The organism is Bradyrhizobium sp. SZCCHNS30572 (assembly GCF_032484415.1).
GTDB lineage: Bacteria > Pseudomonadota > Alphaproteobacteria > Rhizobiales > Xanthobacteraceae > Bradyrhizobium.
This window is the reverse complement of the sequence record NZ_JAUESY010000002.1, coordinates 649,718-664,164: the sequence shown is the minus strand read 5'-3', so window position 1 is coordinate 664,164 and position 14,447 is coordinate 649,718. Positions and strand designations below refer to the sequence as shown.

Sequence of the window (14,447 nt, the reverse complement as noted above, 5' to 3'; positions counted from 1 at the left end):
GTCATGCTTTGGCCCCTCCCCTGATCATGCCGAGGAAGCCGTCGGGGAAGAACAGGATGACCACGAGCGCGATCACCGAGACGATCAGGGTGGCGAGCTCGCCGAGCGGCCGCAGCAGCTCGCCCATGCCGATCAGGAAGATCGCGCCGATCGCGGCGCCGATGACGGTGCGGCGGCCGCCGAGCACCGCGGCGATGATGATCTGCACGCCGACGCCGACATCGACAAAGGTCGAGACCGAGGCCGTGCCCATGTAGAACACCATCAGTGCGCCGGCGAGCCCGGAGAAGAACGCGCTGACGACGAAGGCGGCGAGCTTGTGCTTGGTGACATTGAAGCCGAGCGCGCCGGCCTGGATCTTGTCCTGCCCGCTCGCCTGCAGGATCAGCCCGATGGCGCTGCGCGACAAGCCGAACAGGATCGCACCGCTCACCAGCATGAAGCCGAGCGCGATCCAGTAGTTGGTTTTGGCGTCGATCGAGATCACGTCCGGCACGGCGAGGCCGATCTCGCCGCCGGTCAGCCCCGCGGCGACGACGATGAAGTTCTGCAGCATCAGCACGGCGACCAGCGTCGTCAGGCCAAAATACGGCCCGCTGACGCGCAGCGCCGGCAGCGCCAGCACGACGCCGCCGACGACCGCCGCCAGGGCGCCGGCGGCGATGCACAGCCAGATCGACAGGCCCGGCGAGAAGTGCGCATCGAGAATGCCCGCCGTATAGGCGCCGACGCCGATCAGGAAGGTCGGTCCGAAATTGACCTCGCCGGCGAAGCCGAACAGCAGGTCCCAGGACATCGCGAACACGGCCGTGTAGTACGCGACCGTCAGCAGCCCGAGGACGTAGCCTGAGACGTAGGCCGGCAGGACCAGAGCCACGATCACGGTCAGGAGCGCGATCCAGAACAGCCGCGACGTACCGAATGCAGGCATGCTCACCTCCGTCCGAACAGCCCTTGCGGGCGCAGATACATGACGACGACGAGCAGCAGCAGCGCCGGAATCGTCCGGTAGGCCGGCGAGATCAGATAGGCCGTTCCGGTCTCGAGATAGCCGACCACATAGGCCGCGATCAGCGAGCCCGACACGCTGCCGAGGCCGCCAAGCACGACGATCGAGAACGCGCTCGCCGTCAGCGGCCCGACGCTGTAGGAGCTGACCCCCAAGAACATGCCGAGCAGGATGCCGGCCACCCCCGCCAGCAGGCCGTAGATGGCCCAGACGGTGAGGTAGATCGACGATAGTTCGATGCCCAGCAAGGTGACGCCGCGCGGATTCATCGACGCCGCCATGACAGCCTTGCCGCGCCTGGTGCGGTTGACCAGGAACCACAACAGCCCGATGGCCACCCAGCAGATCACGGCGGTGAAGTATTCGTTGCGTGGCGTGCGCACGCCGAACACCGTGGTGACGCCCTCGACGATCGGCAGCACGGTCTTGGCGTTGTTGGTGAAGAAATATGCGATCGCCTCCTGGATGATGATGCCCCACAGCAGCGTCGCGGTCAGGATGAAGATCTCCTTCTCCGATTCAGCAATCACCTTGGAGCGCTGGATCGGCCTGACGGCGATGAAGTAGGTGGCGAAGGCCAAAATGAAGCCGGCGAGGACTCCGATCAGCGCGCCGGTGTAGGGCCCGACACCGAATTCGCTGGCGGCAGCCCAGGCTGCAACCGCGGCGCCGACCATGATGGCGCCGTGGGAAAGGTTGAGCACGCCCGAGACACCGAAGATCAGTGTGAAGCCGGTCGCGCCGAGGGCATACAGCGCGCTGATGGCAAAGCCATCGATCAAGATCTGCCAGAAAAGCATTGAAAATCGACCTGCAACGTCAGACTGAGGCACCAAGAAAATGGGCCGCTCCTTGAAGGAGCGGCCCGCGATGCGTCAGTTGCTGGCCGCCTTGAGCTTGATGAAGGACGGCCAGGTGGCGGTGCCGGCGGCGAGCTCCTTGGGCCAGACGTTGACCTGCTTGCCGTTCTGCCATTGCAGCATCAGCCCGGTGATGTAGCCCTTTCCGGTCCGCAGCGCGTGCGGGTTCGGGTCGCCCTTCGGCTTGAAGGCGATGCGGCCGATCGTCCCGACATAGTCGGTCGCTTCCATCGCCTCGACCATCTTGTCGGGATCGGTGCCGCCGGCCCGATGGATCGCATCCGCGATCATGTAGACGTCGTCATAGGAGGTGTAGCCGGCATAGGACGGGAAGTTTCCGAACTTCTTCTGATAGGCCTCCACGAACGGCAGCGTCTTCGGCGTCACCGCCACGCCCGGTCCCGACACGGCATTGTACATGACGCCCTCGACGGCGCCGTTGGTGTCTTTCCAGAAGGTCGAGTTGGTCGCCTGCGAGGAAATGCCGAACATCGGGATCGGCACCTGCTGGCTCTTCCACTGCACGGTCGGCTGGGTGCCGACATGCGAGATGCCGGTGATCATGACGTCCGGCTTCAGGCCCTCGATCTTGTTGAAGATCGGCGTGAAGTCGGTGGTGTCAGGCGACATGCGGATGTGGTCGACGACCTTGAGCCCGATCTCCGGCAGGCATTTCTCGTAGCCGGCGTCGAGCGGCGTCGTCCACGCCGCGTCCTCGCTCATGATCACCGCGGTCTTCATCTTGTAGGGCTCGACCAGCAGGTCCTTGGCCGCGTCGCAGACGAGGCCGGCCAAGGAGGTCGAGGTCAGATAGCCGTGGAAGGTGTATTTGAGCTGGTCGTAGTTCTTGGCGATGTTCTGGGTGATGACGTCGGACGCGGCACCGGGCGTGATCATCAGCGTCTTGAGGCGCCCTGCCCACGGCTCCAGCGCCAGCACGACCTCGGAGATGTAGCTCGCGATGACCGCGTTGACCTTGTCCTCGCTGACGGCGCGCTGGAAGGCGCGCACCGATTCCGCCGAGGAGGAGTGATTGTCGTAGACGACGATCTCGATCTTGCGCCCGTCGATCCCGCCCTTGGCGTTGATCTCCTCGGCGGCCAATTGCGCTGCGGGTGCGATCGACGAGCCGGCGACGGCCTGTGCCTCGGAGATGACACCGATCCTGATCGGGTCTGCGGCCCAGGCGGCCGAGGAGACGAGCGCAGTTGCGCAGCTCGCAAGCAAGATGGACTTGAGCGAAATCATGAAACCTCCCGAATCCTTATGCCTCTGACGGGCAGGCTCGACTTTGGTCTCCCACATGCCAGTGAGCAAGGGAACATCCCGAGACGTGCTCTGCGCTCAGCGCATTGTGATAGCGCGCCGCGCTCATGGCTCACGGAATGTCTTACAGGACTGCATGGTTCCTGCGCGCGGACCAAATATATCCGCTGCATTGCAGCAGCGGATATTCCGAGTTGAAGAGGGCCACGTCCTTACGACGAGGCGATCCCTTACGACGAGGCGGTGCCCTTTGACCTACATGAAGCTTCTCGACTCAAGCGGCGACATCAACTCAGCCAAACTGACGCACGTGCCCAAGCATCTCGTGCACGTCGTAGGTCATGACGGCGAGAAGCGCCGCGAGCGCGAGATAAGTCCCGGCATATTCGAGCTTCGTCTGCAGCGTCGTGCCATAATAGGCGACGTTCTCGGGCGCGCCGGGATCGTAGCGCCAGGCCTTCATCAGTTGCGGGGCTGCCAGGATGGCGATGATGATCAGCATCGGGCTCGGCCGATAGAGCATCAAGGCCAGCAGCATGGGAACGCCAAGCAGCCAGATGCGCGGACTCAGCACGCTGGTGACGCGGCCGCCGTCCAGCGGCGAGATCGGCAGCAGGTTGAACAGGTTGAGGAACAGGCCGGAATAGGCGATCGCAAGCAGCAGATTGCTGTCGTCGGATCGCGCCCACAGATAGACCGCAAGCGCGGCTGCCGTCCCGACCAGCGGACCGGCGAGTGCCACATAGGCCTCCGTCTCGACGTCGACCGGCTGCTCCTTGAGCGCGATCCAGGCGCCGACGAACGGGATGAAGGCGGGAGCGCCGACGTCGAGGCCGCGCTGGCGTGCGGCGACGTAGTGTCCCATCTCATGGGCAAACAGGAGCGCAATGAAGCCGGCGGCATAGCGCCAGCCCCAGATGCCGGCATAGACGACCAGCGACAGCAGCATCGTGCCGCCGCTCATGGCGAGCTTCCCCCATTTCAGGCCGGAGAACAGGATCAGCAGGAGAGCCTTCACGTCGGCCCGCCCGCGTTGTCGCCGCGCGGCTTGCGGCGCAGGAAGTTCATGACAGCGGCCCCGGCGCCGACGACGGCGAAGATGATGATCTTGGCGAACTTCAGGACGAACGCACCGGCCAGCGCCAGCAGCCCGAGCTTCTTCGCGGCAACGCCGCCGACCAGCGCCAGCAATCCATATTCGGCGATCCGATCCGTGCTGGCGCTGAAATCCTCATAACGCTTGCCGGCATTGTAGGAGAGATCGGACAGCAGCTCGTGCGCCACCGCCTTGTCGCCCGCGATCCGCTCCGAGCCGGACAGGAGGTTCAGGCTGAAATAGCCGTCACGCCCGAGTGCGTAGGTGTTGTAGTTGACGTTCTTCGGCGCATCGTCGGGCTGGCCCTTCTCCTTGGCGAGCAGCGACCAGACGAGACGATGCGTCGTGGCGTCGTAGGCCGGCGGCTCGACCCAGCCGACCACGGCCATTTCCGGAAATCCGCGCGCCGCACGGTCCTTGTTCGCCTCGTCGGCGCCGGCGCGAAGGTTGCTCAGCAGATCGTCCGCGTTCCAGCTCTTGGCGTCGTCGTCTTTGATGTAGCCTTCCTTGATGTGCTTGATCACCACCATCCAGTCGTCGTTCTGGCGTCTGCCGACGACCAGCCCGACGAAGGTCGCGTCGTTGACGACGTTGCCGAGCGCGCGAAGGACCCGCAGGCCTTCGTTCTTCGGGACGTAGAAGTAGTCGGCCGGCAGCTTCAGCGTGCCCTGGTCGATCAGCACGATGTCGCTTGGTCCGTCGGTGCCCGCTTGGCTCGCCGCCTGCCAGGCCGCCATCAGTTCAGCCTTGCGCGTGGCCTCATCCAAAGGCACGGCCTGCGCGTGAGCGGACAGGACGACGAACGCTGCGCACAACATTGCGCGCGCAATGACAATCAAGCTTTGCACCGGCCCCAATCCCCCAAAAGAACGTCGGTCGGATAGTACCTCGAAGGCTCGGCAGCGCGCAACAAGAGGGCGATTCAGGCCTCTCGAAGCGATCGACTGGCGCTGCAGCGAGGGAGAGATGGTCCGAAAAGGCCCCCTCCTCGTCACGACGCTGTCTTGCTTTCGGCCAAAGCGGCGGGTCGAGTCACGTTTGAAAATTCAAAGAGAACATCGGCGTCGGCGGCGGGCCAAGGGTTTGGGGATCAGCAATGCAGTCCACACAGAACGTGCAACAGATTGATCAGAGCGAGATCGGCCTCGCCCCTGGGAAGCCCGAGAAGACAAGCTATGATCAACTGTACCGGCGGGTCCTGCGTGAGGTGCTGACCCGGATCGATACGCGGCTCGCGGCGATCGAGAGGCCCGGCGTGGCGGCGGATGCCGCGGCGGCAGCGAGCACGAGCGGGGCGGCAGACGCCGGGGCCAGCCGCTGGGCGCGGATGAAGGCACCGCTCGGCAGGCTGCGCGGGCGCAACGCCGTGGGTCTCGCTCTGCTGGTCGTGCTGGTCGGTGGCTCGGTCGCCTGGTCGCAGCGCGACGCCGGCACCTCGCTGATGGACCGTTGGATGCCGGGCGCCAGCGAAGCTCCGCAGGACGAGGCGTCAGCCCAGCAGGGTAGCGAGGATGCCATGATGTCGAATGCCTCGCTGAGGGGAGCGGAAGACACCACCGGCCCCCGCGAGCCCGCGACGTTGATGCAGAGGATGGCGCGTGACATCGCCGATCTGCAGCAGGGCATCGAACAGATCAAGTCGACGCAGGATCAGGCCAGCCGCGATCACACCCGCGCCATCGAGCAGCTACAAGCCGGCCAGGATCAGCTGATGCGTCTGGTGTCACGAATGTCCAACCAGTCGGTGCAGGCACGCGGCACGGTGCCCCCAGGCCCGCCCCAGCAGATCATCGTGACGCCGCAGCAGCGGACCACCACGGGAATGGCCCGGCCGCAGCCGGCGCAGCCGCAGGGCTCGACGTTCGGGACACTCTTTACCCGCAACACCTCGGGCATTCAGCCGCCGATGCCGCGTTGATGGTGTGATCGGCCGTGCTCACCGGTGGCGGTCTTGGCCGCCGCCGATGCGCGCTTGCCGATCGGCCCCTTATCTGCCTCTTACGAGCAGGTGTGAACGCGCCCGTCGTAGCCGCGGTAGGTGCCCTTCTCCGCGTCATAGGTGCGGAAGCTCTTGCAGTTCACACCCCGCCTCTTCGCCTCCCGCTTCATTTCGCTCTTCTGTTCGCTCTTGGGCTTGCGGACGCGTTGCTCGCGCTTGGCGGGCTTGGCGTCGTCCTCGGCATGTTGGGCATGCGCGTGGCCGTGCCGTCCGGGCTTGGCCGACGGGGACGCGGTGTCCTGCTTCGCAGCCGCCTTCCCCGGCGTGGCCGCGGAAGAAACTGCGGCCGGCGGCGCGGATGTCTTGGGCTCGGCCGGCGCAACCGCGGGCTTCACCTCGGCGGCGGCAGCCGGCTTTTCGGCGGGCGCCGCGGCTGCGGGCTTGCTCTCCGCAGCCTTCTCTTCGGCTTTCTCCGGTGCGGGCGCGTCCTTGGCGACGGCGGCGGGCTGAACGGCCGCAGCGGGCTCTGCCGGTTTCGACTCGGTCACGGCCGGCTTCTGGCCGACGTCGGTGCCGGAGTTCGGTTCGACCTTGGTCTCGGATTTGGCCTCGGCCGGCTTGCTCTCGGCCGCAGCATCCGTCGCGGTTTTTTCGGTTGATACTTTGTCCGCCGGCTGCTGGCTCGCGCTGTCTGTGGCCTGAACGGGCTTGGTGTCCGCAGCGGCCGGCTCGCCGGGCTTCTCGGCCGTCTTCTCAGGCTCGGCCGCAAGCTTGCCGGCGGCATCCGAGGGCTGCTCGGCGGGCCTGGTTTGAGCAACCGCGGGTTTCGGCTCGGACTCTACGGGCTTTTCGGCCGTCGGCGCGGCAGACTGCTCCGTGGCGGGCTTGGCCGCATCATTCGCGGCTCCCTGGGCCCAGGCGCTGGAGCCAGCGATCACTCCGAGGACGCAGAACAGAACGCCCGCGCGGACGGCTGGCGGACAAACAACGGAAACTTGCATGCTGGAAAACTCGCTTGAGGGGCCGGCAGATTGCCGGTTTACGTCATCTGCAGCCAGCTTTCGCCACGAAAACGGCATGCGCGCAAAAGAGTCGCACGAGGTGTGCTTTCCGCATCATGGATTTGCAATCGCGACGTGAAGGCCGGCGCGCCGACACTCAATGCGTCGGATGCCGACGGCACATCGGCCGCCTGAATGGCGCGGACTGCGCCCGGCGGGACCCCGGGTGGCGTCGCGGCGCTTCACGCGCTCACGGCGTTGCGGCTGATCACGTGATGGTAGTACGACGCGCTGAGCTTGGGCGTGCGCACCTGGGTGTCGAAGTCGACGTGATAGATGCCGAAGCGCTGCTTGTAGCCGAACACCCACTCGAAATTGTCCAGCAGGCTCCACAGGAAGTAGCCCTTCACGGGCACGCCCTCGGACGTTGCGCGCTGCAGCTGGGCGAGATAGTTGCGCAGATACATCACGCGGTCGAGGTCGTGGACCTTGCCATCGGCGGTCAGCTTGTCGTCCGAGGAGGTGCCGTTCTCGGTGATGTAGATGGTCTGGAGATTCCAGATCTTGGCGGCGAGCTTCGGCACCCAATAGGCCGTCTCCGGACCGACCAGCAGCCAGGGTGAGCTCATGTGCGGGAACGAGGACGGCATCGGCAGCACGTCGAATCCGGCCGCGCGGTCCGACGCGACGACATAGGCTTGCGGCGCGTAGATGTTGAGGCCGACGAAATCGACCGGCGCCGAAATGATCTTCAGTTCGTCGGCGGTGAATTTCGGCGCATCCTTGCCGGACCACGCCAGGAAACCCTCCGTGTAGCGCCCCTCGAGGATGACGTTGAGGAAGCCGGCATTCAATTCGCGCGTCGCGATCTCGGCGGCGCGGATGTTCTCCGGCGTGTCGATCGCCGGCAGGCAGGCCGTGATGTTCTCGGCCATGCCGACGCGCATGCCGGCGCGCCCGCCGGAGCGGATGGCCTGGACGGCGAGACCGTGCGCCAGCGCCACGTGATGGCGCGCCTGGTTGACCTGCTGCTGCGGCAGCTTCAGCCCGGGCGCGTCGACGCCGAGGCCATAGCCGAACGGAACGAAGCGGCCGCATTCGTTGATGGTGAAGATGGTCTTCACACGGTCGCCGAGATGCTCGGCGACGTAGCCCGCATAGTGCGCAAAGGCCCTGGCCGTGTCGACCGAGAGCCAGCCGCCGACCCGGTCCTGCAGCGCCTGCGGCAGATCCCAATGATACAGCGTTGCGTACGGCGTGATGCCGTTGGCCAGGAGCTCGTCGACGAGGCGGTTGTAGAAGTCGAGGCCCTTCGGATTGGGAGTCAGCCCCCCGTCGGGAAACAGCCGGGGCCAGGCGATCGAGAACCGATAGGCCCGGCAGCCGAGCTCCTTGATCAGCCGCACGTCGTCCTTGTAGCGGTTGTAGTGATCGCAGGCGACGTCGCCGGTGCTGCCGTCCTCGATGTTGCCCTGCAAATGCGTGAACACGTCCCAGATCGACGGCCCACGGCCATCGGCCGTGGCCCCGCCCTCGATCTGGTACGACGACGTCGCCGTCCCCCACACGAAATCGGCGGGAAACCGCCGCCCGGCATCCTCCTTCACCGCGCCCTCCTCCGCTTGCGCCGGGCCATTGGCCGCCCCGAGGGCGGCCAGCCCGGCCAGCTTTGCAAGATCACGGCGGGAGACGTCGTTCGGCATTGATGAACCTCAAACCTCTGTTGCTATCGTGCCCGATCGGGACGGCGAAAGCATTACGAACCATATCTGCGCTCCGATTTGAACAGCCCGAGGTGGCGGCAAGGGAGCGGCCTCGATCACATCTGCGTCCGGAATCGGCGCGTCAATGACCGACGGCGCCGCGCTCGGCATTGTGACCGCCGCACGGCTGCGGCGGCGTTGAAACGCGACTGCTCGCACCGTCGGTTTGTAACGTCCTCGGCTCGACAGCGGTGCCGGATTACGCCTATGGTTGTGCCATGACGGATCACGACCACCATCACGACCATCCGCACGATCACTCGGACCTGTCCGAGACCGATCTGCGGGTCCGCGCGCTCGAAAGCATCCTGACCGAGAAGGGATATATCGATCCCGCTGCGCTCGACGTGCTCATCGAGACCTATGAGAGCAAGGTCGGTCCCCGCAACGGCGCCCAGGTCGTGGCGCGGGCCTGGACCGATCCGGCCTATCGGGCACGCCTTCTTGCCGACGCCACGCCGGCGATCGGCGAGCTCGGCTATGCCGGCCGCCAGGGCGAGCACATCGTGGCGGTCGAGAACACGCCGGATCTGCACAACATGGTCGTGTGCACGCTGTGCTCCTGCTATCCGTGGCCCGTGCTCGGCCTGCCGCCGGTCTGGTACAAGTCGGCGCCCTATCGCGCCAAGGCGGTGAAGGATCCGCGCGGCGTCCTGAAGGATTTCGGCTTCGACTTGCCGCCGACGACGAAGATCCGGGTGTGGGATTCGACGGCCGAGGTCCGCTATTTCGTGCTGCCGATGCGTCCCGCGGGGACCGACGGCTGGAGCGCGGAGCGGCTCGCCGAGCTCGTCACGCGCGACAGCATGATCGGCACCGGCCTGCCGAAGCAACCGCACGAGGTCGGCCGCTGATGGATGGTGCGCATGACATGGGCGGCGTCGCCGGCTTCGGCCCGGTCCGCCCCGAGCCGAACGAGCCGGTGTTTCACGCCGAATGGCAGCGCCGCGCGTTCGCCATGACGCTGGCGATGGCGACCCCCGGCGGCTGGAACATCGACATGTCGCGGTTCGCGCGCGAGAACCGTCCGCCGGACGACTACCTCGGCATGAGCTACTACCAGATCTGGCTCGCGGGCCTCGAACGGCTGATGCAGGAGCGGCATCTGGTCGACGCCGATGAGATCGCCGCCGGCAAGGTGCTGCATCCGGCCAAGCCCGTCGCCAAGATCCTCACTGCAGATGCCGTCGCGCCGACACTGCGTCGCGGTGGCCCGACCGAACGCGTGGCGACGCAGCCGGCGCTGTTCGCCGTCGGCGACAGTGTTCGGGCCAAGGACATCCATCCGTCGACACACACGCGGCTGCCGCGCTACGTGCGCGGCCATCTCGGCCGCGTCGCGGCGGTCAGAGGCATGCACGTGTTTCCGGACAGCAACGCCCATGGCGGCGGCGAAGATCCGCAATGGCTCTACACGGTGGCGTTCAGCGGCGCCGAGCTGTGGGCCGATGCGCCCGATCCGCTGCTGGAGGTTACGGTCGACGCTTTCGAGCCCTATCTGGAGCCAGCCCGATGAAACCGGACCGTGAGGCGGCGGTCGCGGCGACGCGCGCCCTGCCCGGCATTCCCGTCGATGACAGCGGGCCCGTGTTTCGCGAGCCGTGGGAAGCGCACGCCTTCGCGATGGCCGTCACGCTGCACGCCCACGGGCTGTTCACCTGGCCCGAATGGGCCGCCGCGCTCGCCCAGGAGATTTCACGCGCGCAAGCGGCCGGCGACGCCGATTGCGGCGATACGTATTATCGACACTGGCTGGCGACGCTCGAACGTCTGGTCGCCGAGAAGGGCGTCACCTCCGCCGATGCGCTCGCGCGCTACCGCGACGCCTGGGATCACGCGGCCGATCGCACCCCACATGGCAAGCCCATCGAGCTCCGGCCCGAGGATTTTGCCGGCTGAGCGTTTCGCAAGGGTCGCGAGGATGCTTAATGCCCGGTGAGCGGGCGATCCTGCTTTTGATGGTGCGGTCTTAACGGCCGGCTATTCATGCCGCGAACAGCCGTATTCGTTCGAAATTGAACATTCATCAGTGCGTCCGTAGCGTCCCGCATCTTCTTTGCCGAAGTTGAGGGGACGTTGAAAATGCCCGCGCCAGAGTTCGCCACCATCGTCGACACGCTCGCCGGCGTGCGTCAGGACTATCATGAGAAGCTCAAATCGATTCCGCAATACGAGGCCTTCCTGCTGATCGAGAGCTCGACCGAGAAGGCCGCCGGAGCCCTGCACGGCACCGAAGCGTCGGGCTCCTCCATCGCCACCGACGTGATCGACTCGCTGCAATATGCGCGCAACCGGTTCGAGCAGCACATGGCCTCGATCCCGGAATATCGCGTGCTGGTGGCGATCGACCGCGTGATCAAGGAGATCTCGCAGCATCTCGGCCTCGCGCCGCATGATGATGCGCCGGCAACAGAGAGCCTTGCCGCGGCCGCCGAACAGCCCGCCGAAGCCGCCGAGGCGGTGGCCAGCGCTGCGAGCGCCGACACGGATGCTCCCGCCGAAGAGGCCGTCGACCCGGCGCCGGAGCAGGCAGAAATGGCCGAGGACGAACCGGCCTCAGCGGAGCCGGTCGAGGCCGAGGCCCCGACCCTGCGTATCGTCGACAAGCCGGTGAAGTCGCCGTCGATCGTGCCCGCCGATCACGACGGTGCCGCCCACGACGACGACATCGTGGTGCTGAACGCGCCTGCCTGGGAGAAGAGCGGCAAGGACGCCAATCACGACATCACCGCGCGCCTCGTCGCGCAGGCGGCCTCCGCCGCAGCCAGTGAGGCCGATGACGGCCACGACCTCGCCGATGCGGATCTCGTCATCGTCAGCCAGCGTGAGCCGTCGGACAACGAAGCCGCCTGAGCGCTCGCCTGTCGCGCAACTCTCCGCGGGGCCCGAAGGCCCCGCTTCCGATTCAGGATGGCCCGCCCGCCGCGATGTATTCGCGCCATCCTTTGGCGCGCAGCTCGCAGGCGGGACACTGTCCGCAGCCGTGCCCCCAATCGTGCCGCGCGCCGCGCTCGCCGAGATAACAGGTGTGCGACCGGTCGCGGATCAGGTCCACGAGCCCGGTGCCGCCGAGATCATGCGCCAACTGCCAGGTCGCGGCCTTCGACAGCCACATCAGCGGCGTGTGCAGCTCGAACGCGCGCGCCATGCCCAGGCTCAGCGCGCTCTGCAGCGCCTTGATGGTCTCGTCGCGGCAGTCCGGATAGCCCGAATAGTCCGTCTCGCACATGCCGCCGACGATGTGGCGGATGCCGCGGCGATAGGCGAGCGCCGCCGCAAAGGTCAGGAACACCAGATTGCGGCCCGGCACGAAGGTGTTGGGCAGGCCGTCAGCGCCCATCTCGATCGCGACGTCGCGCGTCAGCGCCGTCTCGGAGATCGCAGCCAGCGTTGGAATGTCCAGCGTGTGGCTGTCACCGAGCTTGGCCGCCCAGTCGGGACGCAGGCGCGCGATGCCCTCGACCAGCCGGTCGCGGCAGGCGAGCTCGATCGCATGGCGCTGGCCGTAGGCGAATCCGATCGTCTCGACGCGCGCGAAGCGGTCGAGCGCCCAGGTCAGGCACGTCGTGGAATCCTGCCCGCCCGAGAACAGCACCAGGGCTGTCATGTCCTGCTCACTCATGGCCCCCCGCTTAGCATCATCGACGGGTCGGGCCAACCCGCGGAGCGATCCCGCGTAATCGCCCTTTTTGCTGGGAGCCGCGCGCGGCTTGGGGCATACAGGACACGATCGAACGATGCTGTCAGGACCTGCCCATGATCCCCTCCCGCGACATCTCACGCCTGATCGAGATCATGGCGGCGCTGCGCACGCCGGTCACCGGCTGCCCGTGGGATATCGAGCAGACGTTCCGGACCATCGCGCCCTACACCATCGAGGAAGCCTATGAGGTGGCCGATGCGATCACGCGCGACGATCTCGACGATCTGCGCGAGGAGCTCGGCGATCTCCTGCTGCAGGTGGTCTATCACGCCCGCATCGCCGAAGAACAAGGCGCGTTTGCATTCGGCGACGTCGTCGAGGGCATCACGAAGAAGATGATCCGCCGCCATCCGCATGTGTTCCCGGACAAGGACGGCAACGTCACCCAGCCCACCAAAGGCACATGGGACCGCATCAAGGCGGAGGAGAAGGCCGAGCGCGCCGCGCGGCGGCCGCCCGAGGCGCAGACGGGCAAGTCCTCGCTGCTGTCAGGCATCAAGGCCGGACAGCCTGCGCTGGTGCGCGCGATGGAGCTGCAGCGCAAGGCGGCGACCGTCGGTTTCGACTGGAACGATCCGCGCGCGGTGTTGCAGAAGATCCGCGAGGAAGCCGACGAGATCGAGGCCGCGCTCGACAACAAGGATGCGACCGAGCTGACCGAGGAGACCGGCGATCTCCTGTTCGCGCTGGTCAATCTTGCCCGCCATGCCGAGGTGGATCCGGAGACCGCGTTGCGGGGCACCAACGCCAAGTTCGAGCGCCGTTTTGCGCACATCGAACAGGCGCTGACGGCCAAGGGCCGTACACTCGAACAAGCGTCGCTCGACGAGATGGACGAATTGTGGAACGAGGCGAAGCGACTGGAGAAGTAGCGTCCCCGTCTCCGAAGCCGTGATCAGCCGCCCTTCCGCGACAGCACGGCCTTTGCGATCTCGACGAAACGCTGCGCGGCCGGCGACAATCCAAAGTCGGCGCGGCTCAACAGCGAGACATGCCGATGGATCGTCGGCTGCGACAGCGGGATCGCGGCAAGCGTCGGAAATTGTGCCTTCGGCAGCATGTGCGCGGGCAGGATGCTGATGCCGGCGCCCTCCGCCGTGAGCGCCAGCGCGGTCGTGATCAGCGACACCTCCCACGCCGGCTTCAGCGCCCGCCCCGTCTGCGCCAGCGCTTCGTCGATCTGACGGCGGATGCGCGTGCCGTGACGCATCGTGATCAGATCGGAGCTCATGATGCCGTCCCAGGTCAGACGGCGGTGCTTCTCGAACCGGCCGTCCTTGATGCCGATCGCCGAGAGCGGACTTTGCATCAGTGTATCGATCCTGACCTCCGGCACGCCGTCGTCCTCGACGCTGCCGAGGCCGAACTCCGCGTGCCCGGCCATCACGATCGCGAGGAGTTCGTCGGGCGCGACATCACGCAGATCGATCCTCACCTCGGGATGGCGCGATCGAAACGTCGCAAACACGCGTGGAAGCAGCGCCGACGCGACGCCCGCTGAGACCGCGATGGAAATTCGGCCGGCCTTGATCTCGGCAAGGTCGCGCATCCGCTGCGACAGCCCCTGCGTCCCCGCCAGGATGCGTTCCGCGGCGGTGATCGCCTCACGGCAGGCCGCCGTCGGGTGCAGCGCCCGCGTCGTGCGATCGAACAGCTTGAGCTGAAAGTTCTCCTCGATCTGCCGGATCAGCAGGCTGATCGCCGACTGCGTGACGCGCAGCTCGGCGGCGGCCCTGGTGATGCTGCCGAGCCGATACACCAGGACCAGGGCCTCCAATTGCCGCAAGGTCGGGGGCATTAGCTTTCCTCA

15 protein-coding genes are annotated in these 14,447 nt (G+C 66.3%); 6 read left to right on the top strand and 9 right to left on the bottom strand.

All coding sequences use genetic code 11. The annotated features are described in order from the left end of the window. Position 1: 1 nt before the first annotated feature. The 5 genes from QX048_RS08050 to QX048_RS08030 all read right to left on the bottom strand — a co-directional run bounded on the left by QX048_RS08050 (position 2) and on the right by QX048_RS08030 (position 5,004). On the bottom strand, positions 2-931 hold the full coding sequence (locus QX048_RS08050) for a branched-chain amino acid ABC transporter permease (RefSeq protein ID WP_315827606.1): 930 nt from the start codon (positions 929-931) through the stop codon (positions 2-4). A 2-nt stretch (positions 932-933) separates the two neighbouring features. After that, entirely contained in the window at positions 934-1,809 is an 876-nt protein-coding gene (locus tag QX048_RS08045) for a branched-chain amino acid ABC transporter permease (RefSeq protein ID WP_315751552.1), read from the bottom strand. Positions 1,810-1,884: 75 nt separating this feature from the next. Then, positions 1,885-3,117, bottom strand: coding sequence for an ABC transporter substrate-binding protein (locus QX048_RS08040; RefSeq protein ID WP_315711922.1), 1,233 nt, complete (start codon positions 3,115-3,117; stop codon positions 1,885-1,887). 310 nt (positions 3,118-3,427) lie between these two features. After that, positions 3,428-4,153: a site-2 protease family protein gene (locus QX048_RS08035; RefSeq protein ID WP_315827605.1), complete on the bottom strand. Its 726-nt coding sequence runs from the start codon at positions 4,151-4,153 to the stop codon at positions 3,428-3,430. Further along, positions 4,150-5,004, bottom strand: a complete 855-nt coding sequence (locus QX048_RS08030) for a DUF2167 domain-containing protein (RefSeq protein ID WP_315711920.1) — start codon at positions 5,002-5,004, stop codon at positions 4,150-4,152. Before QX048_RS08030 ends, QX048_RS08035 begins: the two co-directional genes overlap by 4 nt. Before the next feature lie 323 nt (positions 5,005-5,327). Here QX048_RS08030 and QX048_RS08025 point away from each other — a divergent pair, with 323 nt between their 5' ends. Next, entirely contained in the window at positions 5,328-6,149 is an 822-nt protein-coding gene (locus QX048_RS08025; RefSeq protein ID WP_315711919.1) for a hypothetical protein, read from the top strand. A gap of 80 nt (positions 6,150-6,229) precedes the next feature. On the opposite strand, the gene QX048_RS08020 is transcribed toward QX048_RS08025, so the two are convergent. Both QX048_RS08020 and QX048_RS08015 read right to left on the bottom strand, forming a co-directional pair. Further along, positions 6,230-7,171, bottom strand: coding sequence for a hypothetical protein (locus QX048_RS08020; protein WP_315827604.1), 942 nt, complete (start codon positions 7,169-7,171; stop codon positions 6,230-6,232). Between the two features lie 242 nt (positions 7,172-7,413). After that, on the bottom strand, positions 7,414-8,874 hold the full coding sequence (locus QX048_RS08015) for a GH1 family beta-glucosidase (protein WP_315711917.1): 1,461 nt from the start codon (positions 8,872-8,874) through the stop codon (positions 7,414-7,416). Positions 8,875-9,152: 278 nt separating this feature from the next. Between QX048_RS08015 and nthA the strand changes: the two genes are divergently transcribed. From nthA to QX048_RS07995, 4 genes are all read left to right on the top strand, one after another. Beyond that, positions 9,153-9,788, top strand: a complete 636-nt coding sequence (nthA, locus tag QX048_RS08010; RefSeq protein ID WP_315827603.1) for a nitrile hydratase subunit alpha — start codon at positions 9,153-9,155, stop codon at positions 9,786-9,788. Next, on the top strand, positions 9,788-10,450 hold the full coding sequence (gene nthB, locus QX048_RS08005; RefSeq protein WP_315827602.1) for a nitrile hydratase subunit beta: 663 nt from the start codon (positions 9,788-9,790) through the stop codon (positions 10,448-10,450). The genes nthA and nthB overlap by 1 nt, the downstream gene beginning before the upstream one ends. Next, complete coding sequence (locus QX048_RS08000; RefSeq protein WP_315827601.1) at positions 10,447-10,833, top strand: nitrile hydratase accessory protein; 387 nt, start codon at positions 10,447-10,449, stop codon at positions 10,831-10,833. The genes nthB and QX048_RS08000 overlap by 4 nt, the downstream gene beginning before the upstream one ends. A gap of 183 nt (positions 10,834-11,016) precedes the next feature. Next, positions 11,017-11,787: a hypothetical protein gene (locus tag QX048_RS07995; RefSeq protein ID WP_315827600.1), complete on the top strand. Its 771-nt coding sequence runs from the start codon at positions 11,017-11,019 to the stop codon at positions 11,785-11,787. A 52-nt stretch (positions 11,788-11,839) separates the two neighbouring features. Here the strand turns inward: QX048_RS07995 and queC are convergent, their stop codons facing one another. After that, a complete protein-coding gene (gene queC / locus QX048_RS07990) occupies positions 11,840-12,556 on the bottom strand; it encodes a 7-cyano-7-deazaguanine synthase QueC (protein ID WP_315827599.1) in 717 nt (238 codons plus the stop codon). Between the two features lie 134 nt (positions 12,557-12,690). On the opposite strand from queC, the gene mazG reads away from it, so the two are divergent. Next, positions 12,691-13,509 (top strand): nucleoside triphosphate pyrophosphohydrolase, encoded by an 819-nt coding sequence (gene mazG / locus QX048_RS07985; RefSeq protein ID WP_315751542.1) that lies wholly within the window; start codon positions 12,691-12,693, stop codon positions 13,507-13,509. Positions 13,510-13,532: 23 nt separating this feature from the next. Here mazG and QX048_RS07980 read toward each other — a convergent pair whose 3' ends face one another. Beyond that, positions 13,533-14,435: a LysR family transcriptional regulator gene (locus QX048_RS07980; protein WP_315711905.1), complete on the bottom strand. Its 903-nt coding sequence runs from the start codon at positions 14,433-14,435 to the stop codon at positions 13,533-13,535. Between the last annotated feature and the right edge of the window lie 12 nt (positions 14,436-14,447).